This window comes from Halorussus aquaticus, assembly GCF_024218795.1.
Taxonomy (GTDB): domain Archaea; phylum Halobacteriota; class Halobacteria; order Halobacteriales; family Haladaptataceae; genus Halorussus; species Halorussus aquaticus.
This window is the reverse complement of record NZ_CP100400.1, coordinates 651,514-677,250: the sequence shown is the minus strand read 5'-3', so window position 1 is coordinate 677,250 and position 25,737 is coordinate 651,514. Positions and strand designations below refer to the sequence as shown.

General features: G+C 55.1%; 31 protein-coding genes. 15 read left to right on the top strand and 16 right to left on the bottom strand.

The genetic code is table 11. The annotated features are described in order from the left end of the window. Positions 1 to 30: 30 nt before the first annotated feature. From sucC to NGM06_RS03590, 3 genes are all read left to right on the top strand, one after another. Complete coding sequence (gene sucC, locus NGM06_RS03600) at positions 31 to 1,176, top strand: ADP-forming succinate--CoA ligase subunit beta (RefSeq protein ID WP_254268964.1); 1,146 nt, start codon at positions 31 to 33, stop codon at positions 1,174 to 1,176. Beyond that, complete coding sequence (gene sucD / locus NGM06_RS03595; protein WP_254268963.1) at positions 1,173 to 2,042, top strand: succinate--CoA ligase subunit alpha; 870 nt, start codon at positions 1,173 to 1,175, stop codon at positions 2,040 to 2,042. Before sucC ends, sucD begins: the two co-directional genes overlap by 4 nt. 147 nt (positions 2,043 to 2,189) lie before the next feature. Next, positions 2,190 to 2,432: a DUF7127 family protein gene (locus tag NGM06_RS03590; RefSeq protein ID WP_254268962.1), complete on the top strand. Its 243-nt coding sequence runs from the start codon at positions 2,190 to 2,192 to the stop codon at positions 2,430 to 2,432. A gap of 39 nt (positions 2,433 to 2,471) precedes the next feature. On the opposite strand, the gene NGM06_RS03585 is transcribed toward NGM06_RS03590, so the two are convergent. The 3 genes from NGM06_RS03585 to NGM06_RS03575 form a co-directional block, all read right to left on the bottom strand. Further along, entirely contained in the window at positions 2,472 to 3,050 is a 579-nt protein-coding gene (locus NGM06_RS03585; RefSeq protein WP_379793583.1) for a mechanosensitive ion channel family protein, read from the bottom strand. Between the two features lie 75 nt (positions 3,051 to 3,125). After that, a complete protein-coding gene (locus NGM06_RS03580; protein WP_254268960.1) occupies positions 3,126 to 3,452 on the bottom strand; it encodes a zinc ribbon domain-containing protein in 327 nt (108 codons plus the stop codon). 136 nt (positions 3,453 to 3,588) lie between these two features. Continuing rightward, complete coding sequence (locus tag NGM06_RS03575) at positions 3,589 to 3,825, bottom strand: DUF7511 domain-containing protein (RefSeq protein ID WP_254268959.1); 237 nt, start codon at positions 3,823 to 3,825, stop codon at positions 3,589 to 3,591. Between the two features lie 318 nt (positions 3,826 to 4,143). Between NGM06_RS03575 and NGM06_RS03570 the strand changes: the two genes are divergently transcribed. Beyond that, positions 4,144 to 4,800, top strand: a complete 657-nt coding sequence (locus NGM06_RS03570) for a DUF7282 domain-containing protein (RefSeq protein ID WP_254268958.1) — start codon at positions 4,144 to 4,146, stop codon at positions 4,798 to 4,800. Between the two features lie 202 nt (positions 4,801 to 5,002). On the opposite strand, the gene NGM06_RS03565 is transcribed toward NGM06_RS03570, so the two are convergent. Then, complete coding sequence (locus tag NGM06_RS03565) at positions 5,003 to 5,689, bottom strand: hypothetical protein (protein ID WP_254268957.1); 687 nt, start codon at positions 5,687 to 5,689, stop codon at positions 5,003 to 5,005. A 505-nt stretch (positions 5,690 to 6,194) separates the two neighbouring features. Here NGM06_RS03565 and NGM06_RS03560 point away from each other — a divergent pair. Continuing rightward, positions 6,195 to 6,941: a hypothetical protein gene (locus tag NGM06_RS03560; protein ID WP_254268956.1), complete on the top strand. Its 747-nt coding sequence runs from the start codon at positions 6,195 to 6,197 to the stop codon at positions 6,939 to 6,941. A gap of 530 nt (positions 6,942 to 7,471) precedes the next feature. After that, a complete protein-coding gene (locus NGM06_RS03555; RefSeq protein ID WP_254268955.1) occupies positions 7,472 to 8,524 on the top strand; it encodes a tyrosine-type recombinase/integrase in 1,053 nt (350 codons plus the stop codon). A 138-nt stretch (positions 8,525 to 8,662) separates the two neighbouring features. Here NGM06_RS03555 and NGM06_RS03550 read toward each other — a convergent pair whose 3' ends face one another. From NGM06_RS03550 to NGM06_RS03540, 4 genes are all read right to left on the bottom strand, one after another. Next, positions 8,663 to 8,812, bottom strand: a complete 150-nt coding sequence (locus tag NGM06_RS03550) for a hypothetical protein (protein WP_248650640.1) — start codon at positions 8,810 to 8,812, stop codon at positions 8,663 to 8,665. Positions 8,813 to 8,846: 34 nt separating this feature from the next. Continuing rightward, the gene (locus NGM06_RS03545) at positions 8,847 to 9,488 is read right to left on the bottom strand and encodes a hypothetical protein (RefSeq protein WP_248650639.1); all 642 of its coding nucleotides are present in this window, start codon (positions 9,486 to 9,488) and stop codon (positions 8,847 to 8,849) included. After that, entirely contained in the window at positions 9,485 to 9,724 is a 240-nt protein-coding gene (locus NGM06_RS24435) for a DUF7563 family protein (RefSeq protein WP_438267630.1), read from the bottom strand. The genes NGM06_RS03545 and NGM06_RS24435 overlap by 4 nt, the downstream gene beginning before the upstream one ends. A 192-nt stretch (positions 9,725 to 9,916) precedes the next feature. Continuing rightward, entirely contained in the window at positions 9,917 to 11,116 is a 1,200-nt protein-coding gene (locus tag NGM06_RS03540; RefSeq protein WP_248650638.1) for a hypothetical protein, read from the bottom strand. 1,690 nt (positions 11,117 to 12,806) lie between these two features. Between NGM06_RS03540 and NGM06_RS03535 the strand changes: the two genes are divergently transcribed. Both NGM06_RS03535 and NGM06_RS03530 read left to right on the top strand, forming a co-directional pair. Further along, complete coding sequence (locus NGM06_RS03535; protein ID WP_248650637.1) at positions 12,807 to 13,043, top strand: hypothetical protein; 237 nt, start codon at positions 12,807 to 12,809, stop codon at positions 13,041 to 13,043. A gap of 226 nt (positions 13,044 to 13,269) precedes the next feature. Continuing rightward, on the top strand, positions 13,270 to 13,716 hold the full coding sequence (locus tag NGM06_RS03530) for a hypothetical protein (RefSeq protein ID WP_248650636.1): 447 nt from the start codon (positions 13,270 to 13,272) through the stop codon (positions 13,714 to 13,716). A gap of 364 nt (positions 13,717 to 14,080) precedes the next feature. On the opposite strand, the gene NGM06_RS03525 is transcribed toward NGM06_RS03530, so the two are convergent. Beyond that, positions 14,081 to 14,470 (bottom strand): hypothetical protein, encoded by a 390-nt coding sequence (locus NGM06_RS03525; RefSeq protein WP_248650635.1) that lies wholly within the window; start codon positions 14,468 to 14,470, stop codon positions 14,081 to 14,083. 198 nt (positions 14,471 to 14,668) lie between these two features. On the opposite strand from NGM06_RS03525, the gene NGM06_RS03520 reads away from it, so the two are divergent. Then, positions 14,669 to 15,610 (top strand): hypothetical protein, encoded by a 942-nt coding sequence (locus tag NGM06_RS03520; protein ID WP_248650634.1) that lies wholly within the window; start codon positions 14,669 to 14,671, stop codon positions 15,608 to 15,610. Here the strand turns inward: NGM06_RS03520 and NGM06_RS03515 are convergent. Beyond that, the gene (locus tag NGM06_RS03515; RefSeq protein ID WP_248650633.1) at positions 15,607 to 15,786 is read right to left on the bottom strand and encodes a hypothetical protein; all 180 of its coding nucleotides are present in this window, start codon (positions 15,784 to 15,786) and stop codon (positions 15,607 to 15,609) included. The genes NGM06_RS03520 and NGM06_RS03515 overlap by 4 nt on opposite strands. A gap of 619 nt (positions 15,787 to 16,405) precedes the next feature. Here NGM06_RS03515 and NGM06_RS03510 point away from each other — a divergent pair. The 4 genes from NGM06_RS03510 (at position 16,406) to NGM06_RS03495 (ending at position 18,596) form a co-directional block, all read left to right on the top strand. Beyond that, positions 16,406 to 17,155: a recombinase family protein gene (locus NGM06_RS03510; protein WP_248650632.1), complete on the top strand. Its 750-nt coding sequence runs from the start codon at positions 16,406 to 16,408 to the stop codon at positions 17,153 to 17,155. Next, positions 17,152 to 17,391, top strand: coding sequence for a hypothetical protein (locus tag NGM06_RS03505; protein ID WP_248650631.1), 240 nt, complete (start codon positions 17,152 to 17,154; stop codon positions 17,389 to 17,391). The genes NGM06_RS03510 and NGM06_RS03505 overlap by 4 nt, the downstream gene beginning before the upstream one ends. Before the next feature lie 507 nt (positions 17,392 to 17,898). After that, entirely contained in the window at positions 17,899 to 18,240 is a 342-nt protein-coding gene (locus NGM06_RS03500) for an ArsR/SmtB family transcription factor (RefSeq protein WP_248650630.1), read from the top strand. Between the two features lie 179 nt (positions 18,241 to 18,419). Beyond that, entirely contained in the window at positions 18,420 to 18,596 is a 177-nt protein-coding gene (locus tag NGM06_RS03495; protein ID WP_248650629.1) for a hypothetical protein, read from the top strand. A 5-nt stretch (positions 18,597 to 18,601) separates the two neighbouring features. Here the strand turns inward: NGM06_RS03495 and NGM06_RS03490 are convergent, their stop codons facing one another. Next, the gene (locus NGM06_RS03490; protein WP_248650628.1) at positions 18,602 to 18,982 is read right to left on the bottom strand and encodes a hypothetical protein; all 381 of its coding nucleotides are present in this window, start codon (positions 18,980 to 18,982) and stop codon (positions 18,602 to 18,604) included. Between the two features lie 137 nt (positions 18,983 to 19,119). On the opposite strand from NGM06_RS03490, the gene NGM06_RS03485 reads away from it, so the two are divergent. Continuing rightward, complete coding sequence (locus NGM06_RS03485) at positions 19,120 to 20,532, top strand: restriction endonuclease (RefSeq protein WP_248650627.1); 1,413 nt, start codon at positions 19,120 to 19,122, stop codon at positions 20,530 to 20,532. 2 nt (positions 20,533 to 20,534) lie between these two features. Here NGM06_RS03485 and NGM06_RS03480 read toward each other — a convergent pair whose 3' ends face one another. Both NGM06_RS03480 and NGM06_RS03475 read right to left on the bottom strand, forming a co-directional pair. Beyond that, a complete protein-coding gene (locus NGM06_RS03480) occupies positions 20,535 to 21,668 on the bottom strand; it encodes a DNA-methyltransferase (protein ID WP_248650626.1) in 1,134 nt (377 codons plus the stop codon). Between the two features lie 537 nt (positions 21,669 to 22,205). Then, positions 22,206 to 22,523 (bottom strand): hypothetical protein, encoded by a 318-nt coding sequence (locus NGM06_RS03475; RefSeq protein WP_248650625.1) that lies wholly within the window; start codon positions 22,521 to 22,523, stop codon positions 22,206 to 22,208. Between the two features lie 71 nt (positions 22,524 to 22,594). Between NGM06_RS03475 and NGM06_RS03470 the strand changes: the two genes are divergently transcribed. Further along, positions 22,595 to 22,816 (top strand): hypothetical protein, encoded by a 222-nt coding sequence (locus tag NGM06_RS03470; RefSeq protein WP_248650624.1) that lies wholly within the window; start codon positions 22,595 to 22,597, stop codon positions 22,814 to 22,816. Positions 22,817 to 23,149: 333 nt separating this feature from the next. Here the strand turns inward: NGM06_RS03470 and NGM06_RS03465 are convergent, their stop codons facing one another. Genes NGM06_RS03465 through NGM06_RS03455 form a run of 3 tightly spaced genes read right to left on the bottom strand, consistent with a single transcriptional unit; the run spans position 23,150 to position 25,734 of the window. Next, the gene (locus NGM06_RS03465) at positions 23,150 to 24,178 is read right to left on the bottom strand and encodes a hypothetical protein (protein WP_248650623.1); all 1,029 of its coding nucleotides are present in this window, start codon (positions 24,176 to 24,178) and stop codon (positions 23,150 to 23,152) included. Next, on the bottom strand, positions 24,175 to 24,990 hold the full coding sequence (locus NGM06_RS03460; RefSeq protein ID WP_248650622.1) for a DUF8125 domain-containing protein: 816 nt from the start codon (positions 24,988 to 24,990) through the stop codon (positions 24,175 to 24,177). Before NGM06_RS03460 ends, NGM06_RS03465 begins: the two co-directional genes overlap by 4 nt. A gap of 15 nt (positions 24,991 to 25,005) precedes the next feature. Next, positions 25,006 to 25,734 (bottom strand): DUF8063 family protein, encoded by a 729-nt coding sequence (locus NGM06_RS03455; RefSeq protein ID WP_248650621.1) that lies wholly within the window; start codon positions 25,732 to 25,734, stop codon positions 25,006 to 25,008. Between the last annotated feature and the right edge of the window lie 3 nt (positions 25,735 to 25,737).

Here is a 25,737-nt window from a genome sequence, read left to right as displayed (position 1 = left end):
TGGACGCGAAAAGTAGCGTGTAAGCCCAAAATGAAACTACACGAGTATCAGGCGAAGAGCGTCTTCGCCGACGCAGGGATTCCGACGCCGGACGCGACGCTGGCGTCGTCCGTGGACGAGGTAGTCGAGGCGGCCGAGGACATCGGCTATCCGGTCGCCGTGAAGGCACAGGTACACGTCGGGGGCCGCGGGAAGGCTGGCGGCATCAAACTCGCGGAGAACCGCGAGGAGGCCGAGCAGGCCGCCGAGGACATCCTCGGGATGGACCTCAAGGGGTACACCGTCGAGCGGGTCCTCGTCGAGGAGGCCGTCAACTTCAAGAACGAACTCTACGTGGGCGTCACGATGGACCGCGGCGAGGGCAAACCCGTCGCCATGGTCTCGACCAAGGGCGGAGTCAACATCGAGGAAGTCGCCGAGGAGGACCCCGACGCCATCGCTCGGGAACACGTGGACCCGGCGTTCGGGATGCACCCCTATCAGGCCCGGAAGGTCGTCTACGACGCGGGCGTCCCGAAGGAGGTCGCTTCCGACGTGGCGTCGATTCTGACCACGCTCTTCCAGTTGTGGGACGACAGCGACGCCAGCGACATCGAAATCAACCCCGTCATGATCACCGAAGACGACGAGGTCGTCGCCGCCGACGCGGTGATGAACATCGACGACGACGCGCTGTTCCGCCAGCCCGACCTCGCCGAGATGGAGGAGGAGACCTTCGAGGACGACCTCGAACGCAAGGCCGGGGAGTACGGCTTCGACTACGTCCGCCTCTCGGGCAACACGGGCATCATCGGTAACGGCGCGGGCCTCGTGATGACGACGCTCGACCTCGTGGACTACTACGGCGGCGAACCCGCCAACTTCCTCGACATCGGGGGCGGTGCGAAGGCCGAGCGAGTGGCCAACGCGCTGGACATGGTGTTCTCCGACGAGAACGTCGATGCGGTCGTGTTCAACATCTTCGGCGGCATCACCCGCGGTGACGAGGTGGCCAAGGGTATCAACGACGCGCTCGAACAGTTCGACGAGATTCCGAAGAAGGTCGTCGTCCGCCTCGCGGGCACCAACGCCGAGGAGGGCCGCGAGATTCTGAACGACGAACTCGTCACGGTCGAGGAGACCCTCGAAGACGCGGTACAGCGTGCGGTCGAGTACGCCGAGGAGGTGGAAGCATGAGTGTTCTAGTCGACGAAGACACCCGAGTTATCGTGCAGGGAATCACCGGCGGGGAAGGCAAGTTCCACGCCGAACAGATGATGGAGTACGGCACCAACGTCGTCGCGGGCGCAGTGCCGGGCAAGGGCGGACAGGAAGTCAGCGGCGTGCCGGTCTACGACACGGTCCACAAGGCCGCGCGCGAGGAGGACGCCGACGCCTCCGTCGTGTTCGTCCCGCCCGCGTTCGCCGCGGACGCCGTCTTCGAGGCGCTGGACGCGCCCCTCGACCTCGTGGTCGCCATCACCGAGGGCATCCCCACGCAGGACATGGCGAAGGTCAACAAGCGCCTCTCGGAAGTTGACACCCGCCTCATCGGTCCGAACTGCCCGGGCATCATCACCCCCGGCGAGTCGAAACTCGGCATCCTGCCGGGCAACATCTTCGAGTCGGGCGAGGTCGGTCTCGTCTCGCGTTCGGGGACGCTCACGTACCAGGTCGTGGACAACCTGACCTCCCGGGGCATCGGCCAGACCACCGCCATCGGCATCGGCGGCGACCCCATCATCGGCACCGACTTCATCGACGCGCTCGAACTGTTCGAGAACGACCCCGACACGAAGGCGGTCGTCATGTGCGGCGAAATCGGCGGCGAGGACGAGGAAGACGCCGCCCAGTACATCGCCGAGAACATGGACACGCCGGTCGCCGGTTTCATCGCCGGTCGGACCGCCCCGCCGGGCAAGCGCATGGGGCACGCGGGCGCTATCGTCTCCGGTAGCGGCACCGGTACCGCCGAGAGCAAGATCAACGCGCTGAACGACGCCGGCGTCCCGGTCGGCGACACGCCGAACGAAGTCGCCGACCACATCGAAGACTTCCTGTAACGCCGCCGTCTCTCACGCTGATTGCGGTCTCTCGTCTCTTTCCCGTCCGTCATCACTTTCCCGCAACTCGTCACGTTCGCGGCTTACGTTCCGACCCGAATCCGCCGCGGGCATAGCACTTAGATACGTCACGCCCCAACCAATCGTATGGACGCACCAGCCCCGCTTCAGTCCGCCGCCGACGAGCAGGACGACATCACGATTGCTCGCCGCGAGTACGAGGACGAGAACGTCGTCACGGTCGATTTCGGCCGCGGGGTCGAAGCCCACCTCGACGTCGTCGGTAAGACGGCCATCGTCGTCGCCGGAGACCGACAGTTCGAGTTCGAGATTCCGGACGAGGCGACCGACGTGACCACCAACGACGGCATGCTCATCATCACGGAGTAGCGCCGAACGTCTCCTCCGACGACTGGCAGTTCACGCGAGTTAGTTCGCAGACTCGTCGGCCGGACCTGAGACGTCGCTCCGAACCGAACCGTCGGCCGGATCCGACGCCGGGTCGGCCTTCCTCCGCCACTGTTTCTCGACCGCACGGTTGCCGAGAACGACCACGTCGTCCTCGACCGCTATCCGGGTCTTCCGGAGGTCTATCTCCCGAACCACGCCCGTCACACCGGCGGTCTCTATCCTGTCGCCGGGATTGAAGTCGGCGTCGCGCAGCAGGTAGACGCCCGACACCGTGTCGGCTATCATGTCCGAGAGCGCGTAACTCACGCCGAGCGCGACGAACCCCGTGGCGGTCCCGAGACTCGCCGCGACCTCGCCCATGCCGAGAATCTTCAGGAGTGCGAGCGCCGCGCCGAACCACAGGAAGATACCGACGATGGTGGTGAAGAGGTCGGCGATGAGGTCGTCGGCGTAGATGCGTCCGAACGCCGACCCGACGAACGACAGCGCGATTCTGATAGCGGTGTAGGCGGCGACGACGAACAACAGTGCCGTGACGAACTTCGGGACCGCGTCCACGAACCCGGCCCGGAGTTCCGCGAGCGCCTCGGTAACCATTCCGGCGAACCGTCCGTCCTGTGCGAGTTTCACGAGCGCGACTATTCGGTGGGGAGACAAGAACGCTCGGGTGCGCTACCGATTCAGTTCGCCGAGGCACTCCCGACAGTACTTCGCACCCGACATGTTCGACTCGCCGCAGGCCGAGCAGACGAACGTGTCGACCGTCGGCGCTGGGTCGTCGGTCGCATTCGGTCCGCGTCCGTCGGCCCGAATCGGCGGCTTGTCCAGCGCCTCGGCGGCCGCGCTCGATACGTCTCGGGGAGCGTCGTCGCGTTCGGCCAGCGCCAGCAGCAGAGCGTCGTCGCGCATCTTCTCCAGTCCGCGCAGTAGTCCGAGGTAAAGGACCGTGGGGGCGGTGATGACCAAACAGGCGACCAGCAGTCGGAGGGCGAGGTTCATGTGCGACTGGCACCGAGTGCTTCTTATTAATTCTGCCGGATTGTTGAATTGGTCGGCGCCGTCGGGTCCGCGTCGGACGTTTCGAGGGAGAGATAGTGAGTGGCGGCCCGAAAGAACGAGAAGTGGGCGGGTACTGTCAGCGGGCGGATTCGAGGTCCACGAAGGCGGTGTCGTCGGCCGTCAACCACGTCGACATTCGCTCGATGCTGTCGAGTCCGTCCGGGTACACCGTCCGACGGTCCGGCCGGTCTTCGTAATCGACGACGACCGAGGAGAGTTCGACGACGGAGTGGTCACCGCGTGGTTCGGTCTGTAAATCGTCGGGGCGGTCCGTGTCGGTCCGTGTATCGAGGGTGTCGGGGTCCGTACTCATGTTACTCCGACCGCAAGTGTGGCCACACCGAGGAGCGGTTAAGTATTTTCTATGAGATGTATATATTCGTCTGAAGCGAACAGAGCGGTCCGTAGTCGTCCGACGACCGTCTCTTCGACGTCCCGTCGGCTTCGTACGTGATACGTTCTCTTTCCTCGCTTGTCTCGGTATCTCATCTCATCCGCTTCCGTAAGGTAATTTTTTACACCGCGTCAACCGACAGGTCGCGTTCCGGAGACGTCTCGGCCGCGAGCGCCGCGGCGCGCTCGTCCGACGAGAACTGTCACCGAGCGATACCTCCCGGAACAGAGAGATACGATGACAGGTACGACACGAACGGTCCTCGTTGCGGCAGTGCTGGCGCTCGCGGTGTCCACCGGAGTTGCCCTCGCGAGTCCCGCAACTACGACTACGACGACGACAGACGCACAGACGAACGAAACGGCGTCGGTTTCGGCCCCCGACCAGCAGTTCGACGGTGAGAACCTGACTATCGAATCCGCGACCCTGCCCGACGGCGGATTCGCGGTCGTCTACAACCAGAGTAAGGCGCGCATCGGTCACACCGAGTACCTCGGTACGGGCGACCACCAGAACGTCACCGTCTCGCTCGACGAACCGGTCGAAGACCCGCAGGTGTTGGTCGTGGCGCTCGTCCACAACAACGGGAGCGAGAGCTACAACGCTTCCGCGGACAAAGTCGCCTACGAGAACGACCGCGGCAAGGAAGTCGCTGACGTGAGCTACGTCTACTTCCAGACGCGCGGACAGGAGACCACCACTGCGGAGACGACGACCGAGGAAGAGACGACGTCGTCCACGACGACGGCGGAGACCAGCGACGAGACGACGACCGAATCGGCGTCGGAGGAAACGACGACCGACGTCTCCAGCGGTACCATCCCCGGCTTCACGCCAATCACCGGTGTCGTCGCGCTTCTCGGGGCCGCGTTGCTCGGCCTCCGACGAAGCTAAGCCGAGAAAACCGACGTTTCGTCTTTCTACCGACCGTTTTTCTGTGACCAGTCACGGCGAGTGGGTCGTCCAGTGTCGGGTCGTCTCGTCCGTACCGGGACAGCGAGCGAGTTCGCCAGTTTCGCAGACTACGTCCCGCGAGACGCATCCCTCCCGTGACGGTCGGAACGCGGTCGCCGAGCGCGTACCCGCCCCGCTTTACTCACTGGTTCGACTGTGTCAGTTCTGCGTCGACGCGATGCTCGTCGGTCCCGCGCCAGTCGTCCGGAACGACGTCCGCGAGGTCGGGGTGAGAGAGGTTTCTCCTCGCCCTGTCGCTCAATTCGTCGGGGGAGTCGGCCTCTCGAACGTCGTCCCGAATCGCCTGCCAATCGGCGTGTCGCACCCGGACGAGGACCGGAATCTCGTCCACGTCGGCGAGTTTCGCGATAGAGAGCCGGTGGTTTCCGCTCCCGCATTTCGCCAGTTGCCCGTCGCGATGTACGTTCACGACGACCTCGTTGAGGTGGATGTTGTCGCTGTCGCGGGCCGGGTCGCGCACTCGGTCCGGTCGCACGCGGAGCAAGTCGCGCTGTGACCTGTAGCCCTCGGTCGCGATTCGCTCGTAGAGTCGGTCTATCCTCTCGACGTAGGCGTCCAATTCGGCGACGCTGTCGAACCGCCGCGCGTACAACGGACACCCGTCGTTCCGCACTCGTTCGCGGTACTCCCGGTACAGGTCCGTGTCCTCCCACGGGACGCCGTCTACGTATCGCCGTTCGATGGATCGGTAGACCATTTCGTCCTCGAAACGGTCGGTGCGTTCGTCCCACGCACCGTCCACCACCTGTCCGAACCCGCCGACGTGCGTACGGTCGTAGTACGCGATTCTGTCGGGGTCTACCCACATCAGACGGAGTGGGTTCGCGTCGCTCGTCTCCGAGAACAGGGTCGAACGAACTTCGAACAGGTAACGGAGGACGGCCGGAGGTAATCGCTGGGCCGTCAGACGCCACACGCTCGACGCCGCATCCCGGAGGTGTGGTCCGAACACCTCGACGAGATTTCGATAGCGCCCGTCTGCTGCCCTCCCGTCTCGCGTTTTCGTCCGTCTGCCCGTTTCGTCAGATTCGTCGGTGGTCCTCAAACCGGGATGAGTAATGACGTGCTCGTTGAAGTAACTTTGGACCGATGACACTACTGCCACCGATCGACTCTCTAAACGTCCGAAGAAACCGAGAAATTCGCGCTCGATACGCGGGATACCTGTCCGCAGTCGGGTTGGCTACAGATGCAGTCGCGGTACGGTTATCCCCGACTCGCACCGAAGCCACCGACCGGAGTAGGTGGAACTACCAGATTTTGTTAGATAATAGTTAACATATTACACCTATACGTAGAGGGAGGGACCAGTAATGACGGAAGACGTATCGCGGCGACGGGTACTCGAAGCGAGTAGCACACTAGTCGGTGGACTGTTCGTAACGAATTGGTTCTCTACCGAGACCGATTCCAGTATCACGGGGTGGGTCACCAAAGGGAACGAAGCCGAGATAGACGGCGCAGAAGGCACCGTCGAGACCTTCCGGCACTACGGTTCGAGTCTGTGTAACGACGGTGACGCCTTCACGTGCCGCACGTGCGACGACGCCGTATTCTATCTCCTCGTCCCGAGTGGTTCGGGCAGGCCGACTGTCGGTGACACGTATCGGTTTCGCAAGACCGGCGAGAGAAGCCTCTGTGGTAACTTTCAGGTCAGTCTCCGGGAGACCGATTCGTGTGGGAATTCGACGCCGACGACCACCGAGACGGAGACGACCGAGACCGACACGACGACTGAAACGGAGACGACGACGGAAACGACAACCGACACTACTACGACCGAAACGGAGACGACTACCGACACCACGACTGAAACGACAACCGACACCACGACCACCGAGACGACTACCGACACCACGACCACCGAGACGACTACCGACACCACGACCACCGAGACGACTACCGATACCACGACTGAAACGACAACCGACACCACTACGACCGAAACGGAGACGACTACCGACACCACGACAGAGACGGAGACGACGACCACAGAAACGCCGACGGACACGACGACCACAGAAACGACTACCGAGGACGAGGAGACGACTGCAGAGTGACGCCTTCGAACGGTATCGTCCCTATCGCGCGGCGACGTTCTCAGGTGAGTCCGCGAACAGTGTCGCTTCGTGAGTTGGCGCTCTCTGTCGAAATAGGTCCTCTTCCTCACCCCTGATTAGTTCTACCGGGTAAATACGACTCGTGGGGCCAGCGCCAAAGCAATCGCTCGCGGTGTAGTTCGCCGGAAAACATGGGTCGGGGCGGATTCGAACCTCGCCGAGGCGGTCCGGGCGTGCGGCGCTTCGCGCCGTTCCGGGCTTGCGACTCGTCTGGTTCGAATCTTCCCGACGAACAGTTTCCTGCTCACAGCGATGCGAGCAGACGAACTGCTCGCGGTGTAGTTCGCCGGAAAACATGGGTCGGGGCGGATTCGAACCGCTCCGGACTTCGGTGAAACAAAGTTTCACCTCGTCCATATAGTTCACGCCTGCTCACTTCGTTGCGCGGGCGTTCACCGCCGACCTGCTTGTAGGCTGTCAGGAGACTCTAGACAAAACGACCCGCAGGAGAACGCACGACTAATTGGGACTTGACCGGGCGCGACACCAACTGCGTCACAGGGGTAAGCACGAAAATCATGACTCGAAAACTTACCCCGGAAGACGCAGTCGAACGGTATCTAGACGAACGCAAACCCGAAGTCAGCGAATCAACCCTCTACAACTACACCTACCTCCTCGAACGGTTCGCAGACTGGTGCAACACCCAAGGAATCGACTATATCAACGAGATTGATGGATTCACCATCCACGACTTCAAACTCTTCAGACGCGACACAGACGACATTTCCAACCTCACCCTTCACAAAAATATGTGTACGCTCCGGACGTTCATCCGGCACATGGAGTCGTGGGATGTCGTAGACGATGGACTCGCGGACAACATGATTCTCCCCGAGATCGACTCTGAAACCCGTGACAGGAAAATCAGCGCAGAACAAGCGCACGAGATGCTGGAGTACCTCGACAAATACGAGTACGGAACAAAGAGACACGCGCTATTTGCGATTCTGTGGGATACAGGAATGCGGTTAGGGTCTGTCCGGTCACTAGACCTTGGCGACTACCACTCAGGAGAGAAGTACATCGAACTCCACCACCGACCCGAATCCGACACCCCTCTGAAAAACGCGGAGGGCGGAGAACGTGAAGTCAACCTCCACGCATGGGTTTGTGAAGTGATTGACGACCACATCAAGATGAACCGTCACAACGTGACCGATGATTATGGACGGAAGCCGCTGTTCACCACTGAACATGGCCGTCCGGCTCGTTCAGGGCTGAGAATGCACATTACTGCATTGAGTCGTCCTTGCCACTATACAGGAGAGTGCCCGCATGACAGGGAACAAATGGAGTGTGAAGCGTGGACTGACCGGGAGTACGCCGCCCGATGCCCTAGCAGTATCAGTCCGCACGATGTGCGCCGGTCTTCAATCACAGAGTGGCTGAAGCGGGGACACAGAAAGGAAATTGTCAGCGATAGATGTGACGTTTCACCGAAGGTTCTCGACAAGCACTACGATGTTAGGACGAAGACGGAGAAACGTGAGCTTCGGAGGGATGCATTCGGTATGGATTGAGTGTTCACACGCGGGCATTAGATACGCGAAGAACCAGCCACCAACACGTCCACCGCTGTTGGAAAAGGAATCAATCACGTCACAGAAGAAATCGACTCACGAGCAAATACAGCGACCTGAGAACAAACCCCCTACTGTTCAACTGGAAACCACTTCGTCGTCCACATCCTCATCGCCACTCGGCATCACAAACCCATCCTCGGAACTGACCCTTTCATCCCTGAACGCCAACCGGACAGGATCATCCTCATCCCCAATGTATTTTGGAAGGTCGCGTTCGTCACTCATTGATACAATATCCTTGTTGAAGACTGATAACTGTCTAGTCCGCCAACCCCGACGCCGACTCAAAACTCGTGTCGAACGTCACGTCCACCGACTCTGTTCGTGCATCTCCACGTTTCTCATGGAAGTCACGAAGTTCGTCACGCTCAACCACATAATTCAACGTATCCCGAGGCCACTTCCGAGGTTCACGGTCAAGCAATTCAGCCAACGTACACCACCCAACGAGACCTAGCACACCCTTCTCAATCTCCTCGACTAAGTAGAACGCATCAGGAATCGTCTTTTCAGGGTCGTCCAACGCCTCATAGACGTGATGCTGGTCCATCAACAGTCGCCCAGTCTCGTCGTAAGGCGTCGTCTTCACGTCCACCCCAAACCGAGCGATTTCCAAATCAACTCCATCATCCCCTTCATCCTCGTAAATCTCGTCGTCAAACGTATCTTCGACACCATACCATTTCGCTACTGCGAGTTCGCCTTGAACCCCTCTGAAATGCGCCATGAACGAGTTCTGATCCTCGTCAAGGTATCCACGTCCATCCTTGCTTGAGTCTCGTTCACGGGCAAGCTCGTAGCAACGCTGAATCTCAGACTCGTTCAAATACACAACAGGGTATGGCCGGTCGCTGTAGTCTGATTGTCTAGACGCTTCCGAACCCGGGTCGGCAACACTCATAGCCGATCCCCTCGCTCCGACGTTTCCAAAAGCCGTTCGCGGCGTTCAGGACACGCTGAACCCCCCGAGTTCAGAATCGTCTTCGACACGCACGTTCGACACGCATACACCACATCGTCGTTACTGCCGTACACACGGCGGAAATCGTCTGAAACGTGAGTTCCGCAGTTCCGGCACTGGTTATTTGCAAGCTGTACTTCCTCGGTCGATGTCTCGTCTTGGACTGTCGTTGACATCGTTCACTGCACGGTCGAGAAGAGACCACCCTTAAGTGTTCTATCAGGTATAGTTAGGAATAAAAACACACCATCCTTTCCCGTGACACCACCACTTCCGGTAGTCAACGATACCAGCGTCTAGACGCTGGCCACCAACAACCACGTAGAAACAGAACCAACTCGTCTGTCAGCACGCCCCGAAACGCATGGTCACTCGCCAGTCAATTCCTCATACTCCTCCCCCAACTCAACAAGTCGACTCATATCCAAGTCATACGTCTCAGCAAGGTCCCGCGCCTCATTATACGTCTCCGAGAAAAGCCCGTCATAAAAACTATTAATAGACGAACCCGGCTCCATATTCTCTAACTTCCGTTCAGCCTTCGCAACCAACTCCTCATACTTTTCCCGCGCCTCATCCTCACTCAAACGCTCCTCACGACGCTTCTCAGCAGCCTTCTCCTCCAACACTTCAATCACACCATCACCACTCAACAACGACTCAACACTCCCCGTCTGCACCGCAAACGACGTGAACACAGACTTCGACTCATGCAAATCAGCCGCCTCATCTTCAGACAACCAACCTTCCTCAACAGCAATCCCCATCATCCGAGTCAATACACGATTTGCTGAATAACGGTCAGGAGCCTCCTCAAGCATCGTGTTCAACTTTGTGAGACTGGCCTGACGAGCAACAATCTCCTTCGTGAAGTACGTCTGTGAAGGCTTGAACCACTTCTCAACCAACCGTCCATCATCTGTCGACCACTCCCCAGACAAGTCACGAATCTTGTTCACGTTGTTACGATACCCCTTTGCATCCTCGTCACTCCCCTTCAACTCCATAGCACGAACCACGTCTTCAACCATCTCATCCACCGCGTTACGCAACCGCCGGTCGTTCGTGACGTGTGCGTACAGTACGTCGAGATCCTCTGCAAGCGTGATGATCTTGTCCACAGTCGCACTCCGACTCACACCGAACGCAGTTCGGATAATGGACTCAAGCTGACTCTGGGTGACTCGATGGGAGAAGTCGTCCTCGTGTTCGCGCTTCCACGCGAGAATCCCCTCCAGCACGACGACTCGTTGCCGGTTAGACTGCTTGAGAACATCGTTATCACTAAAGTCAGCCTCGTCAGGGTCGATGAGTCGGTCGTGACCCAATGACAGTTCGTTGTATTCCGACTCGTCCGACTCGTCAGAAGAATCGTCGTCTGATTGCTGAACGCCTTCAATCGAGACGTTCTCGCCAGCGACCATGCGAAGCATGTCGTTATCCGCCATGACCGCCAGCTTTGCTGCACGGTTCAGGAACTCGGCCATTGAAATGCCGAGTTCATCTGCTTGAACGTCAACTTGGTTCTTGACCGATTCATCTGCACTCGTTGTCTTGAGTGTTGCCATACACTTTCCCGTATAGAACATAGGTATATAAACCCCAGATTGTGATAGACCATAACACACCAACCAGAGAAACAGGAAACATAGAGTAAAACACCTCTACCCACGGAAAACAAGAAACACGGTTGAGAAAGTGGTACTAAATCAGAACCATGTTTTCGGGATATTGCACGCCCCACCACCCTGTCACGAGAGTCATGAGTGTCGTAAGAACACACCACCATGTCATAAGTGTCCTAAGTGTCATAAGACGAATCTGGTCCAACACCCAACCCGTCAAACCCGAGAAATCACGCGGTAGAACAGAAATCGGGTTGTCGTCTGGTACTAATCGAAAACATGTTTCTCCCCCCGTCCGGTCGTTCACAGAAGGGGCAGGGGGAGTCACGTCAATCGAACCCTCGTCCAGTCATTCACAACACGCCCCCTCCACCCTCGATGTAACTGTATCACCCCGAAGTAGACCGATCTGGTACAACACCCAACCCGCGAAACACCGAGAATCACGCAGTAGAAGCAAAATCAGGTCGTGGAATGGTACAAATCGAAAGTATGTTTCCCCCTCCCCCTCGATCTCTGAAAGAGTAGGAGGGGGAGTGAGTCGCAGTAAACAGCAGAGTGACGAGTCCTCGCCCGCACCGCATCTCTCGTTCTCCGCTTCCCTCGTAATCGGTCGAGTTAGGACGCCTACTACCTCACGGTAGTAGTATTCCTACTACTACCGTTCGTTTAGGACCCTCTACGGGTATTGTTTGTACTATACCCTTATAAACCTGTTCCTATTCAAAACTAACATTAATCTTTGTTAATAGTGTATCAGTGGAAAGACCATCGTCCAAACAACACTCAGCGTCAATCAAACCAGCGACCCAGTTGATTGACTGAGCGAGCTACCCCCGCCTACTCTTTCAGAGAGCGAGGGAGGGGGGAAGACATGTTTTCGATTAGTACCAGACCGAACCCTCGAAACCGCGCTACTGTCGGAAAAACGGCGGCTCACGAGTTCGGGGTTGTACCAGATTCGTCTTATGACTCTCGTGACTCTTAGGACATGGTGGTCTTCCCCAACGCGACAAGTAATCATCTCGCTCATTCGGTTCGGTTCCCCCCGCCTACTCTTGTGAACGTCGAGGGGGAGGGGGAAACATGTTTTCGAGAAGTACCACTTCGAGAACCGAAAACCGTGCTACTGTCCGAAAATCGGCGGCTCACGGGTTCGGGGTTGTGCCAGATTGGTCTAGACCGGGTACTTACGGTTACAACGAGGGGGTAGGGGGCGTGCTGTGGATGTAAAGGATCCCCCGACTCGGCGACTTTCCTTTCGGGCGTGCATAATGCGGTCGGGGGAGATGTGTCTAGACGGGTTCGTCGTTGCGAGAAGAACGGAAAGGGGTAGGGAGTTGAAACGAGTCCAAGACGAGACGTTCTCCCTCTAAATCGTTAGTGATCGGGGACCACGAGAGAGTGAGTGAGGTTGTGGTTCCGACAATCGACTTCTGTTTCCGATGAACGTGAATCGGTCAGGGAGTAGGCACAGGCCCTAACCAGTTGAGGGTGATGGTTGCCCGTTTATAAGGGTTTCTCCTGTTCTAGATAGGTTGAGTCAGGTTTTGAGGTTGTTCGTTGTATTCCTGTTCGGTGGATTTAGCACCTAATACAGGGTTTCTTGATGTATGAGTGTCTGGGAACAGTTATGGGCGATACTGATCAAGTGTCTTCCGGGGAAGAAGAGGAGTATAAGTATAAAGGGACAGTGAGGAATCGGTTTCCTGATTCTGGCTGGAAGGCCTTAGACGAGGACGTTGAGTATCCTTTCCGGATCGAACTCATTGACCGGAGTGACATCTCTGTTCGTGACCGTGAGATGCATGAGAGGCTTGCTGAAAATCGTCGTGATGTGGATGAGGTGGTTGCTGAAGGAGAGGACTAGACGGGATTCCTAAGTTTTGTTACCGGTACACAGCACAGGTGTCCACCTGACCTACTGGGAGCGGGGACCCTGCTGGATGCGTGGGTATTCTTTGACGTTGTTTTCGTAGGTTACTCGTGCTTGCTCGTTGTGTGTGGGGGAGTTGTTACGGTCTACTCGTAGCGAGTAAAGCGTAGAGTTTGCGCGTGGAACAACTATTTAAGGTAAGAAATACTACATTTTGAGTATGAGTGAAATGGTAACAGTACACGAACAGAAGTTGGACAAGGACGCAATCGACGTGCTTCGTTGTCTAGACGAGCATGGCGAACTGACGACTTCAGAAGTGCAGAGTCGATTGAATCACAAGAACAATGACTACACTCGACGCCGATTTGAGTGGCTTGAGAACGCGAATCTGGTGGCTTTGAAGAAGGTTCCATGGAGTAAGAACGATGAAATCTCGGTGACTGAAGCGAGTATCACGGAAGACGGGAAAGAGTTCCTTGAGAGTTGGAATTTTGAAGGTATCGGCGAAGGGCTACCTGTCGAAGAACGAGTCCGGCGGTTGGAGGATCGCGTGGAAGAGTTAGAGTCGGAGAATCAGCACCTACGAGACGGGTTCGTGGCCATGGAGCGGTATTTGGAGCAGGAAGTGAATGTGGACCTGAATGAGTTCCTTCCTGAAGAGTAGTTCTTTCTTGTGTTTGGTTCGAGGTGGGCGTGGGTTCGTTGTAGAAGGAACCTCTGTCTAGACGCAGAAGAGTTCCGGTGCGGGACTTAATTCTGCAATGCGTCCAGATTCACATCCAAGTCTGTGTTCTTGCAATGCTCTCGTATGGATTGGATGACGATCATCTTTATCGGAACTGACTTGACTGCGCTTTCCTGTCTGAGTTGCTGATGCAGGTCTTCGGGGATTTCGATGTTGATTCGACCCATGTTTTCTGTGTTGTCGACTGGAGGATAGTGCCATAAGTAAGGTAGGTTGCTGCACTGTTGTCAGGTGGTCAGGAAGGGTCCCTGTCAGAAAGACGCGGGCATTATACGTCCGTGTTTCAGGACACAATGCTGTTCAGAAAACGGTAAACACGCCCCATAGACCACATCACAGGCAACCATAGCGAACGAATGTTATTTACAAGTGCTATTTTGAACGGAATGTCTTGAGTCTCAGACTCCATGTATTGCCTGACCGCGTCTGCTTCTGCTGATGTTGATGCTGACTGGAACAAGTCTGTACGGAACTCTAACGCCAAGTTTGCAAGAAAATCAGGGTTGGACCCTCCGTGTTCTGCGTGGGCGAGTTCGTGTTCGAGGATGATGTCGTGGGCTACGGGGTAGTCTTTGAGGGCTTCGTCAAGAACTACTGTTCGTTCTGCTATGTGGAACCGGTTGACGTGTGGCCCTCCCGGTGAGTATATGATTCGTACTTCGTCTTTGTTCATCGTGTTGGCAGCGTGGTCTGTCCCGGGATAAGGGTTTCATCGGTGGTTGGGTGGTCAGGAACAGGGGTGTGTTATTGCGTGCGCGAGTGTGGCCATGTCTAGACTGGTGAGTCTGGTTGATTCTGTGTAGGTGTGGTAATAGGGTTTGCAGTATTATAGATGAAAGGTATAAGTAGGGATAGTGTCTACTGACGAGTGATGACAGCTCAAAACGATACTGTCCAAGACGAGAACAGCACGCAAACCAACGAAGAAACCTACACGCTCAACGTCGAGGTCTTCCCCCACAAAGGCGCACGAGAGAAAGTAATTCGTGAAGCAACGATCACGGTTCCAGATTCAGCAGTCGAAGGATACGACCTTTCAGACGACATGAGCGAACTACCCGGAATCGGCGCAAAGACAGTGCAAACGCTCGGATTCATTGAATCCGGAACTGTCGGCGAGTTCGCCGCATGGCTGTCGTGCATGTATAAAGTAAGTCCTCTCAAGAAGGAGGCGCTCAGAACTGCCGAACTGCGGTTGGATGACCGGTACAGCATTTTCAATGACGACCGGATCGCGGTAAACGTACATGAGGAGGACGAGTCGGACGGTAGCGACGAATCGAACGAGACTGACGAAGTGTCCACAGACGGTGGCGAACAGTCGGACATCAACGACGACCAGCCCACTGTCGGAGAACGGTACACGGACGAGGACTTCCACTCTGTCGGCTACTATCTTGGCACTCGGAGTGATAACGTCGCAGAAACCTATCTCGACGATCAGGTTTCTGGACAACGTGACGACCCAAGCAATCTGGAAGGAGATTCGTTCACTCACTCTCTTGAAGACGAGGAGAGTTTGAGCGAGTACGTTGCAACGACCCACGAAAACTGGAAGTACGAGGATGTAAGTGAGCTTGGGAAGGCCATGCTGGATGCAGATCGGCTTGCCGACGCAGACCTGTTGACGCGCAAGCAGGCCGAGGTGTACGCCCTCCGGGAGATTGCAGGGTTCGACCGTCTCAAAACTTCGTCACTCCTGCAAATCACCGAGTCAGGGGTTGACAACCACTTGGCGGCAGCTCGGGAGAAGATCGAGTCTGCGGAAGAGACGCTTGACGTGCTGGACGACGTTTCGGAGGGGGATGCCTAATGCAGGGTCATCTGAGTGAGGTATGGCTTGTGCTTGGTGAACCGGTCGAAGACCGCACACACCGTCTCCATGCAGAACGCGTCAAAATCTACGAGTCCCGCGCAGGCCGTGAAGAGGTGACTAAGCAGGTTACGACTGATGCGCGTCTGTGGGATGTTGAGGATATTGAACAGCATACCTCGGGACTTGAGCTAAACGTTGGCGTCCTTGATGATGATTCTCGGGAGTTGGTTGACTCGGTGACTCGTCCGGTTGAAAAGTAGGTAACTGGTCTTCTTTTTCGTGCGGGGTGTGGTATGTGTAGTCTTGTTATGAGTGTCTAGACGCCGAAGGCGGAGCGGTCTGTTACTGTGTCTAGTTGGTGTCCCAGTAACCGGGATGTTCGAGTGGTTGGGTGGTAGGGAAGCCTCCACTGTCCAACCACGACATCTGTTTAAAAGAGAATCACACGGACTATAGCAGGCAGAATAGCAGGATGTCGATTAACGTCCTCTATGTGCATCTCCAACCAGTGCCACAGCAACCGGGGTGTAAGCGCCTAATACGAAGTATCCAAGATTTTCCAGCCATTGAGTCTCTACAGACTGGATAAGATTCACTGATCCTACGATTCCTGCGATTATCAATAGTCCGATACGTACTTGGTTTTGATTGAGTGTCATCAGGTCGACGTGACTGGCTCACTCGGGATAAGGGTTACATCGCATTGGGTTGTAAGCTGGTGTCCACTTGTTTCCAGCTTGTAAGCAACCCGGTGTAACTTATAAGGGCGGAGAGTTGTAAGCGTCGACCGCAATGTCTAGTACAAGTGACAACCAGTGGGCGACCTATATCAGGAAGTCCACAGAGGAACAGGACGACCAACATCAACGACAAGACATCAAAGACTGGTTCGACTACAAAGACATCCCTGTCGCGGACGTAGATTTCTACTCAGAGGCAGGCAGTGGAGCATCAAGTAACCGTGACGAGTTCAACGACCTTCTGAACGCAATTGAGAATGGCGAATATTCGGACGTGGTGGTTTGGGAAGTTTCCCGGATCGCCCGGAAAGGCGAGTTGGCACAACGATTCTTCGACTCCTGCGAAGACGCAGGCGTAACCATCCATGTGACCAATGGTTCCGTCAGGAAAATCGAAGCTGATGGAACAGGCCGTCTAGTCGCAGACATCATCGCGAGCGTTGCAGCTGAGGAGCGACGACAGCTTATCCGACGAACAGAGTCCGGACAGAGACGCGCCCGGGAGCAAGGAAAATGGTTGGGGCAGACCCCTGTTGGGTTCGTTCGGAGTGACGAAGGGTATCTGAAGCCGAACCTGAATCCTGACTACGATTCTGGCGAAACCGGGTTTTTCGACGTGGCAGACGCCTTAGAACGGGTTGAGTCCGGGGAGTCGTACAACAAGACTGCCGAAAACACACCGAATCTTACCCGGCAGACACTTTCAAAGATTCATCAGGACGACGACCGTCGTGGATGGTACATCGAGGGAGAGGCCGAGGATGACCGTGTTCAGGACGCATTGACTGAGGTGGATGTATGAGCTACTCGAGTATTGCTTTGGAAGATATTGTCGGGATACTGATCTGCTACGGGGTGTTAGCTCACATGTTCCTGATTATGCCTCCATATAACCCCATCTGGGTGTTTGCTGGTCTTTTTCTTCTAACAGCCCCGATTTTTGTTCCTGTGTTTGTGATACTCTACATCTGGGAAGTAGTTGAGGAGTTAGTGTTGACGGACTCATTACCTCGTCAGGCGACGTTGGACGAGTTCTGAAACTCGGTATTGGTTGCTGTCACGGACTGTAACACTCGTTCTGTTCTGTTGATAAAGGGAGAGGCGTCTAGACGCTTCGCTTGCAACCGAGGATTATAGACTGTTGCACTACTGCTTCTGCTGCAACTCCTACCTTCTCCGAGGGTTCAAGCCTGCAAAGTCAACGAGATAGATTGTGACCAATAGTTCCCAGACTGAGAGTACGAGCATTGTTCTTGAAGGAATCTCGCGGAGCGAGATTACTGAAGAGTTTGTTACCGAATTAGCAGAGCTTGCCGACCACCATGAGCTTGAAGTCTCGGGTGTCTCTGTCTTACAGGACTGAAATCAATACTATCGGAATTTGGCAGAGGAGGATTACTGACACAATTTCTAACGCGATACGGACAACTGATTCGAATTTCCAGTTTTAGCGTTTCCTCGGAACCGAGGGATTGCGCCACTCACTTAACCCTTAATTTCAGTTTGAGGACAGGGTATATCCCTTGTGAACCACGAACCCCTAATATGGCTGACGCAACCAAACCAATCACAGATCACGTACTCCTTGATGTCCTTGGAGACTCGCCCCGAACACGCATACTGACAGTCCTGATCGACCACCCAGACAAAGAGTTCGACGCTGAACATCTCGCGGAATACGCAGGCGTCAACGCGGACACAGTACGCGACCACATCCCTGCGTTACGTGCGTGGGGCGTTGTTCGAGACGAGGAGGTCATACAGACGAACAAGGACAGTGACGCTGTAGCGGCGTTCGCAGACGCAGAATGGGCGTTGACAGAGTATCTGGCGTCGAAAGAAGATGTTGGAGAGGTTGACGATGATATGAACCCAATCGACTCATGACCTGCCGAGACGACGACGAAGACGAAACTCCTGAAATCCCTGAGTCAGTGTTAGAGGGCGCGAAACAGATTGCTGAAGGGGAGACAGTGAGCAAAGAGGAACTGTTGGAAGACGCGAAGGACAGTACCGACTCTAACTAATCCCAACCCCAATACTACCGAGCGTCTAGACGAATCCACATGGACCTGAATACGAGAGCGCGAATTGCACGCGCACTTGGAACCTCAGAGGATTTTGAGAACGAGCGAATCAGCGTTATCGGTGCTGACAACGACCTGCCAGACGATGCAGAAACTCGGACGTTGGTCATCCGGGTTGAGAAAGACGAAACCGAATACGCGAACAGCGGAGAATAAGCGGGTTACAGCGTGAGAATGTGGCGTTCTTCTTCCGGGACTACCCGCTCCGGGTCTTCCCCGACCTTGACTAGATGGTGGTAATCGGCAAACTTCGGAGGGTTGGATTCCTCAACGTGCTTGAACGTCTCCCCAACCAGTCTATCCGCGTCAGGATTGTCAATGTCAATTCCTTCGATATGGTGGTCTACAAGGACGTTAATCCCCATCTCGGTCTTCAGCATCAGGATGTCGCTGTAATCATCAACCAACCTGATTACGTCTGTGACGGTGAACTCGGATTCAACAGATGGAAGCCAGCGGTCTAGTTCAGTTCGTCCTCGGTTTCTGATGCTGATGGTTTCGATGCTGTGCGTCTCGTTCGATGTCTCGTCTTGGGTTGACATCAACAGGGTGTCGAGAAGGGACAAGGGATAAGGGTTCTATCAGTTACAGTTATGAATCTACACGGAATGACTATCGGCTGGAAGTCGTGACAGCTCCGGAATACCTATAGACCCATGCTGTGACGCACGAAAACAAGATGGCCCAAAAGGACACCGACCTCCCCTTCGGTGACGCCTTCTCCCCCGGCTCACTCATCAAAGACGGAGAAGTACAGTTACCACTCGTCCTCGAACTTGTAAAGAAACACGAAGGAGACGTAGACGCATTCACCGAAGAGATCGCAGACATCTTCTACCCGGACTCCCCGAACCCAGAGACCTACGCAAAAAATGTTCCACTCGCCCTCGGCGCGGGTGACAAAGACGGATACGAACTCGTCACCGACGACTTCTACTTCACCGAGGTAGGTGAAGAACTCTACAATATCCGGAATGACGAAGACGAACTATACGACAGACTCGCCCAACACATTCTACTCAATCTCCATGGCCGCAAATGCGTCGACATAATCGACGATCTGAAACTCGGCGGTGAAGCGACGACCACTCACAATATCGCTCGAGAACTTCGGCGACAGTACGGCATCTACATGAAGGAATCCAGCACGCACTGGAACCAAATGCGAGGCTGGATGGCGCAAGCCGATCTCATCAACACGAACACCCACCATATCAAACTCGACCATGAGAAAATCGACCAACTCATCGGTCTCGACACAGAAGACCGATTAAGTCTAGACGGTCTGTCCCCTGCTCAACGCGCTTTCCTTCTCACCCTTGCCCGAATCGATCCGGACGACCCGATACGCAACAACAAAGTCCGAGAACTGGCCGAAGACACCTACGACGACATCTACTTCGACAGTAAAAGCACCACCTCACAGATTCTCGACCCGCTTACCGAAGCCGGATTCATTGAATACGAACACACGGCAGACAACCCTTCCAAACCGAGTGAGGTGTGGTTAACCAGTAAAGCAGAAGCAGACGTTTTGGAACCGCTTCTAGAAGACGCACAAGAACGAACCGGAGTTCCACGCGCAGTGCTACGTCAGTCATTCGATGAGATTCGGAGGGACATGGAGTCCGATATGAACTACCTGAAAGGCCGAGCATTGGAAGCATTCGCTATCCGAATCGGCCTCATGCTCAATTTAGAGTTCGAGGACTGGCGAGTACGAGGTGTGGAAACAGGCGGAGCAGAAGTCGACGTGGTCATGGACCAGACCGGAATCTCGCTCAACAGGTGGCAGATACAGTGCAAGAACACAAAGGAATCCGACCAAGACATCCGGACGAAACACGTCGCCAAGGAAGTCGGAATTTCTCGGATGGTTCAGTCCAATACCATTCTCATGTTCACCCGGGCAGACGTAGTTCCAGATGCCCGTCAGTACGCCCGGCAAGTCATGCAGAAGGAGAATCTCGTCATTCTGTTCTTGACCGGTGACGACCTTGACCAACTAGACGACGACCCAGACCACCTCAGCCGCACTCTCAAACGGCAAGTCAACCGTATCCGAGAACTAAAAGCGATTAGTGACGACTGACGTTAGTCCATCAGTTCCACGACCTCATCCCAGTCCTGCTGGGCATCCGGCTTCGTAATTTCTTCCATCTTCATGAACCGCAACTTCGACGTTCGGAGGTACTTCTTCTGGTACTCGAACGCCAACCACTTTCGTTCAAGGTCCTGAGCAACACGGCCAGTCATGTTCGACCCTGCAAAGATGTCTAGGACGGTATCGTCCGGCTGTGTAAGGAACTTGATGAAGAACTCGGGGAGTTGACGGGGGAAGCGAGCGGGATGTGGGTCCAAGCCGGTTTCCTTGCAGGCGTTGAGGTAGTGCGTGTTCGACGCAGTATTCGCAAGTTCCAGCACATTATCATCAACGTATTGTGACAGGATACTCTCAACTAGCTCATCGAGAACGTCATTTTCGGCTGCAACGTCAATGAGTTCTTGCGAGATGTCTGCGTCTTCTAGAATCTCCACGAACTCAGGGGCATAGTCGCTACTGTTAACTGAATCCCAGAAATTCGGACGGATTGCACCGTCTGCGTCCTCCGGGTCATCGAACGTGTCGCTGATGTCGTGTCCGGACGGACGTTTCTTGTCACGGTAGCCCTCGTCCATCAGCTTCTTCTGTGAATCGCTGTACTCCTTGAGGACACGCCGATTGTCCGCCTCGGGGCGTTCGGACTTGGAGAACCACCAAACGTGATTCACGGCGTCCTTCACCCGAATGCGTTCAATTGTGACCCATTGTGCGGGCGTCGGGAGTTTCGCTGGGTTGTACCAGTAGAAGTCTTGTGCGAGATTGAAAGGCCCCTCGTCGCCCGCGATCTGTGTCAGGAGTTCGAAGTGGTAGAGCGACCGAACGGGCTTCCCTTTCTCCCATCCTCCGCCAATATCAACGACAAAGCTCCCGTCCTCGGTGAGAACGCGGTACACTTTGTCCACGAACTCCATGAACCATTCATTGTAGTCCTCGGGGTCTTCGTTGCCGTACTCCTTCTTCTTGCGAAGTCCGAAGGGCGGGGAAGTGACGACAAGATCAATGCTGTTCTCGGGGAGTTCATCGAGAAGCTCCTTGCTGTCCCCTTGGAAAGCAGCACCGTCCGACGTTTCGTAGTACGCCTCCGAATCAGGTAGAAGACTTGTTATCTCAGTATTTCCGTCCATAGTTGATTCAATAGGTTCCGTGGTTTGGCCGCTTGTTGATGTCATGATTTCCGGGGCTACCTGATTGTATCGTTTTCTATCCATCCTACGTCGCGTAGGATGGCCGTCAGTCTACGTCTTGCAGAGCTGATTTATAAATGTTCACCATCCTACGTTGGAGAGTTAGGACTATGTATGACGATTTCGAACAGCTAGGTAAGCGGAATGGCGCGTTCACGGAATGAATCGACGGGGAAGTACGAGGAGGTTTACAGTGACGATGAGATTCTGAATCTGCTGCGAGGAACACGTTTGGGGACCTCCGAGATAGCTGACCGTCTAGACTGTCACCGGACAACAGCACACGATAAACTTGTGGGTCTTCGTGAGCGTGACTGTGTTGAGTCGACCCGAGTTGGGAATACTCTCTTATGGGAACTAGCAGGCGAAGAATAGCCTGTATAGTAGGACTTGGTTAGGAGAATAACCGGCTGAACGTCCACATCGACAACCCCATCAGCAGAAACGAGAATAAGACAAACGCAATATCTGGCCCTGTCATACCTTGCCTTCGACTATCTCGTTAACGAAGCCCATCACAGACCCCTCATCAAGAACTATCCGGCGAACGAGTTCAGCTTGCTCACGTCGCAACGCTTGATTCTCTGCTTCAAGCAGTTCAACGTCGCAGGCAAGGTCTCGACGTTCATCTTCGACCGTATGCAGGTTTTGACGTGCAATCTCTTTCTCCTTCCTGAGACGCTCGTTCTCCTGTTCTAGTTCGTGCAGGCGCTCTAACGTTGCTTCTGTAAGGTCGTCTCCGGAAACCGATTGTTTGTCAGTCGATTCTGTGATTCTATCAATGTCTGTTGACATACACAGCCCCGTCGAGGACTCTCAAGGGATAAGGGTTACATTCATAACCATACCATCGGCACATAGACTGTATGACGGTAACAGCAGTCGTCAACTTCTACGAAGACGGAGAAGACATGCTTGGATACGTCGAGATCGAGAACGCGCCACTACCACGTGAAGGAGAAATCGTATACACAGAATGGGGCGTATATGAGGTCCAGCAAGTTCGACATGACACCTACCAAAAGAGCCGGGTGAAAGCTCCTGAAATCATTCTCGACGTTGAAGACGTATCCGACGACTACGAATAATCGGTTCTCACACGCACACGCTCTCGTTTGACTGCTGGATTGGAGTCCTCTCTACGTCTAATTATAGTCACGTAAACGTAATCAGTGAGAACCGTAGCGAGAACGCGTAACACGTCGAATGCCGGTGAAAACTCTGTCTAGACGAACTAGTGTCCGTTTCCATTAAACCCAGTACAGGTATAGAAACGTTCTACGTACTGTATTCGTCAGAATCGTGCATCGGACAGGCGGCGTGGTTAACCCTTTAACGCGCCCGCGTACACGCGAAAACTCAGAACCAAGAAAACAAACCCTGAAACGACCGTGAACAAGGAATGCCGGATGTCCGGTCAGTCACGAATGGGATTTGACCGCACGCCGCACAGTCTTCTCGCTCACGTCGAACACATCCGCAACCTCTGCCTGCGTCAAATCCTGACTCTCATATGCGGTAGCCATCCACCGATCACGTTGCTGTTTGATGTCCTGTTCGTCGTCCTCCTCCTCGATACACCAATCCCAATCCGTCTCTTCCAACGTGTCGTAGGTCCAGTCCGCCGCAGGAATCCCTGACAGGCTGAACAGTTCATCTTCCGGCTCACCGTTCTCAATCGTCTCATACACCGTTGCGGACTTCTTGTTCTCCTTCCAAACCGTCTTGGACAGGCGTCGAACGTCAGGGTGAACGTCCATCCCGGTGTGACCGATAATCACCACCGATACCCCCGACTTCCGCATGAGCTTCAACGTCGAAGACAGATTTTGTTCGACCTTCGCCCGGTGGTGGCTATACCCGGAAGCGTGGCTACTGAACTCGTCACCAATGAATAGCTTGGGCGTATCCTTTTCGACGCCCTCCATGTCACCGTTAATCCAGTCGTGCAACTTCTCTACGTCCGTAATCTCGAAGTCAGCTTCCTTCGCACTCCGGATGTTAGTCCCAACAACTCCACCAGTCGCACTTTTCCAGAGTTCTGCAAGGAGGAGGGCGAGATCGGTCTTCCCCGAACCCATGTGTCCGTACACGGTTGTCACGCCCGCCGTCCGCGTGATGAACTCGCGTAGGCGCTCGTACAACTGTACGCCCGAGATGTCGTTGCTGTTGTTGACGACACCGCTGGCGAACTGCATCTGCGACACATTCCCACTCTCCACAGCCTGCCGAACATTCTGTGAGACTGCACGTCGGAGGAGACGTTGGAACAACGGGTGGTCTTCCGGGTAGTATGCCTCTTCAGACGGTTTGTGGTGCTGGACGAACGAATCCAACAGGTTAACCTCCCGTTCGGTAAGCAACCCGGCTTCTTCGAGCGCGTCAACGCCATCCTCACGCTTCAGCAATTCGCGGAGTTGAGCCGCCGAGTATCCGGCGTTGTCGCTCATGCGTCCACCTCCCCTTCGTTAGGGATGTCGCCACGGGAGACGCTGGATTTCGCCTCCTCAAACCCGGTTTGTTCCACTGAATCAGGTGCTTCGACATCTTCGAGGGAGTCAATCTCGTTCATGATTTCGTCACGGACAGCACGACTGTCGTGCGCGGTCAGATCCACCGTCTCGTTACCAATGCTCTGCCAAACGCGGCTTTCGATGTTGTCGATGATGCTGGGAAGTTTCGCGCTGAACTCTTGCCCGACACGCGCCCAGTAACGATTCCGACCACGGTTCGCACGGATCTCCTGCTCGTTGTTCATGATTTCAGTATCGGACGCTGCACCACGCCATGTACCGGTAATCTCGCCGTCCTCTGGATTGAAATCCCGACCCACCCAGCACGGACTTCCGTGGATTTGGAATTTATGCAGACGGCCTTCTCGGACGGTTAATTCTTCCGCGTTTTGAGGAGACGACACCCATAGGTCAGGCGTTTCCTCGTCTATCGCGTTAATGTCGTACAAATATTGCAGGTCAGGGTTCCAGAGTCGTTTCACGAACCAGATGGTTGCAGGACTGAACACAATCCCGAAACCAACGAGAGACACCCCAAACACCTTGATTTGATCCATCGTCGCCGGAGCAATCTCGATACTATGACCGGTCAACAGCCACCCACCAACACCGATGAGTGTGAGACTGGCAATACCAGTTAGAGACAGGATTTTGATGCCTTTCAGCCGTGTCTTTGCACGGTCGAGTTTGAGTCGTTCAATAGTCTGTTCAGCTACCGTAGAGTCGTCGTTAGAATCGTTGTTACTCATAGAGAAATCACCAAATCACGGCTTGTAGTCCTCGATAACGTTCGTCCACCCATTCTTAATCTTCCTTCTCTTGTATGCGACGAACGCCAAACCGACGAGGATGATACTTGATCCGCCAGCCGCCCCACTAAGGTAGATATGAACGGTTTTGATGCCATTCACGAGGAATGGCGTTTCAGGGTTGGAGATGTAGTCCAAATCCTCTGAAGTTCCAATCCAAAGCTCCTTATCCCCACTTTTCTCAGTCGCCCGCATATGGACGACATTACGACCGCTAGATAACGTTTCGTCAGTGAAGGCCACATCCCCTCCTTGCTTGTTTTTATCAACGCTGTACGGGTCTGTGATGGAGATTTGTTGCGGGGTCTCACTTTCGATGACAATTGTGACGACTTCGCTGTCCCAGTCAACAGCAACGACTGACGTGGAATTGTCTATCTTTTGGTAGTGGCGTGGGATGCATTGTTTCGTCGTGGTTCCTCCTTGCTTCGTGACGACTTGGATGCAGTCTTGATTGGTCTGTCCCGAGGTAGCCCCGGTAGCCGGAGTTGTCGTCGTTGTCGTCGAGGATTGTTGGTTGGTAGTCGATACGTCTGTGGTCGTTGTTGTGGGCGTCTGCGTAGTCGTAGTGTTGTGCGTGGGCGTACTCGTGGTACTGCCCGTGTCCGCACCTGCAACACCGATACCACTAGTGGCTACGAGAATGACCAGCAGCGCCGCTATACTCGTTTTGCTTGTCTGCATAGT

Excerpts from the sequence above, each read along its gene's own strand:
- NGM06_RS03480 (WP_248650626.1), bottom strand. The coding sequence starts at position 21,668 with ATGGACGGAAATACTGAGATAACAAGTCTTCTACCTGATTCGGAGGCG.
- NGM06_RS03510 (WP_248650632.1), top strand. The coding sequence starts at position 16,406 with ATGTCTAGTACAAGTGACAACCAGTGGGCGACCTATATCAGGAAGTCC.
- NGM06_RS03465 (WP_248650623.1), bottom strand. The coding sequence starts at position 24,178 with ATGAGCGACAACGCCGGATACTCGGCGGCTCAACTCCGCGAATTGCTG.
- NGM06_RS03520 (WP_248650634.1), top strand. The coding sequence starts at position 14,669 with ATGACAGCTCAAAACGATACTGTCCAAGACGAGAACAGCACGCAAACC.
- NGM06_RS03580 (WP_254268960.1), bottom strand. The coding sequence starts at position 3,452 with ATGAACCTCGCCCTCCGACTGCTGGTCGCCTGTTTGGTCATCACCGCC.
- NGM06_RS03515 (WP_248650633.1), bottom strand. The coding sequence starts at position 15,786 with ATGCTGTTCAATATCCTCAACATCCCACAGACGCGCATCAGTCGTAAC.
- NGM06_RS03500 (WP_248650630.1), top strand. The coding sequence starts at position 17,899 with ATGGCTGACGCAACCAAACCAATCACAGATCACGTACTCCTTGATGTC.
- NGM06_RS03575 (WP_254268959.1), bottom strand. The coding sequence starts at position 3,825 with ATGAGTACGGACCCCGACACCCTCGATACACGGACCGACACGGACCGC.
- sucC (WP_254268964.1), top strand. The coding sequence starts at position 31 with ATGAAACTACACGAGTATCAGGCGAAGAGCGTCTTCGCCGACGCAGGG.
- NGM06_RS03570 (WP_254268958.1), top strand. The coding sequence starts at position 4,144 with ATGACAGGTACGACACGAACGGTCCTCGTTGCGGCAGTGCTGGCGCTC.
- NGM06_RS03470 (WP_248650624.1), top strand. The coding sequence starts at position 22,595 with ATGACGGTAACAGCAGTCGTCAACTTCTACGAAGACGGAGAAGACATG.
- NGM06_RS03530 (WP_248650636.1), top strand. The coding sequence starts at position 13,270 with ATGAGTGAAATGGTAACAGTACACGAACAGAAGTTGGACAAGGACGCA.
- NGM06_RS03505 (WP_248650631.1), top strand. The coding sequence starts at position 17,152 with ATGAGCTACTCGAGTATTGCTTTGGAAGATATTGTCGGGATACTGATC.
- NGM06_RS03565 (WP_254268957.1), bottom strand. The coding sequence starts at position 5,689 with ATGTGGGTAGACCCCGACAGAATCGCGTACTACGACCGTACGCACGTC.
- NGM06_RS03550 (WP_248650640.1), bottom strand. The coding sequence starts at position 8,812 with ATGAGTGACGAACGCGACCTTCCAAAATACATTGGGGATGAGGATGAT.
- NGM06_RS03490 (WP_248650628.1), bottom strand. The coding sequence starts at position 18,982 with ATGTCAACCCAAGACGAGACATCGAACGAGACGCACAGCATCGAAACC.
- NGM06_RS03545 (WP_248650639.1), bottom strand. The coding sequence starts at position 9,488 with ATGAGTGTTGCCGACCCGGGTTCGGAAGCGTCTAGACAATCAGACTAC.
- NGM06_RS03475 (WP_248650625.1), bottom strand. The coding sequence starts at position 22,523 with ATGTCAACAGACATTGATAGAATCACAGAATCGACTGACAAACAATCG.
- NGM06_RS03560 (WP_254268956.1), top strand. The coding sequence starts at position 6,195 with ATGACGGAAGACGTATCGCGGCGACGGGTACTCGAAGCGAGTAGCACA.
- NGM06_RS03585 (WP_379793583.1), bottom strand. The coding sequence starts at position 3,050 with ATGGTTACCGAGGCGCTCGCGGAACTCCGGGCCGGGTTCGTGGACGCG.
- NGM06_RS03460 (WP_248650622.1), bottom strand. The coding sequence starts at position 24,990 with ATGAGTAACAACGATTCTAACGACGACTCTACGGTAGCTGAACAGACT.
- NGM06_RS03535 (WP_248650637.1), top strand. The coding sequence starts at position 12,807 with ATGGGCGATACTGATCAAGTGTCTTCCGGGGAAGAAGAGGAGTATAAG.
- NGM06_RS03525 (WP_248650635.1), bottom strand. The coding sequence starts at position 14,470 with ATGAACAAAGACGAAGTACGAATCATATACTCACCGGGAGGGCCACAC.
- NGM06_RS03540 (WP_248650638.1), bottom strand. The coding sequence starts at position 11,116 with ATGGCAACACTCAAGACAACGAGTGCAGATGAATCGGTCAAGAACCAA.
- NGM06_RS03455 (WP_248650621.1), bottom strand. The coding sequence starts at position 25,734 with ATGCAGACAAGCAAAACGAGTATAGCGGCGCTGCTGGTCATTCTCGTA.
- NGM06_RS03590 (WP_254268962.1), top strand. The coding sequence starts at position 2,190 with ATGGACGCACCAGCCCCGCTTCAGTCCGCCGCCGACGAGCAGGACGAC.
- sucD (WP_254268963.1), top strand. The coding sequence starts at position 1,173 with ATGAGTGTTCTAGTCGACGAAGACACCCGAGTTATCGTGCAGGGAATC.
- NGM06_RS24435 (WP_438267630.1), bottom strand. The coding sequence starts at position 9,724 with ATGTCAACGACAGTCCAAGACGAGACATCGACCGAGGAAGTACAGCTT.
- NGM06_RS03485 (WP_248650627.1), top strand. The coding sequence starts at position 19,120 with ATGGCCCAAAAGGACACCGACCTCCCCTTCGGTGACGCCTTCTCCCCC.
- NGM06_RS03495 (WP_248650629.1), top strand. The coding sequence starts at position 18,420 with ATGGACCTGAATACGAGAGCGCGAATTGCACGCGCACTTGGAACCTCA.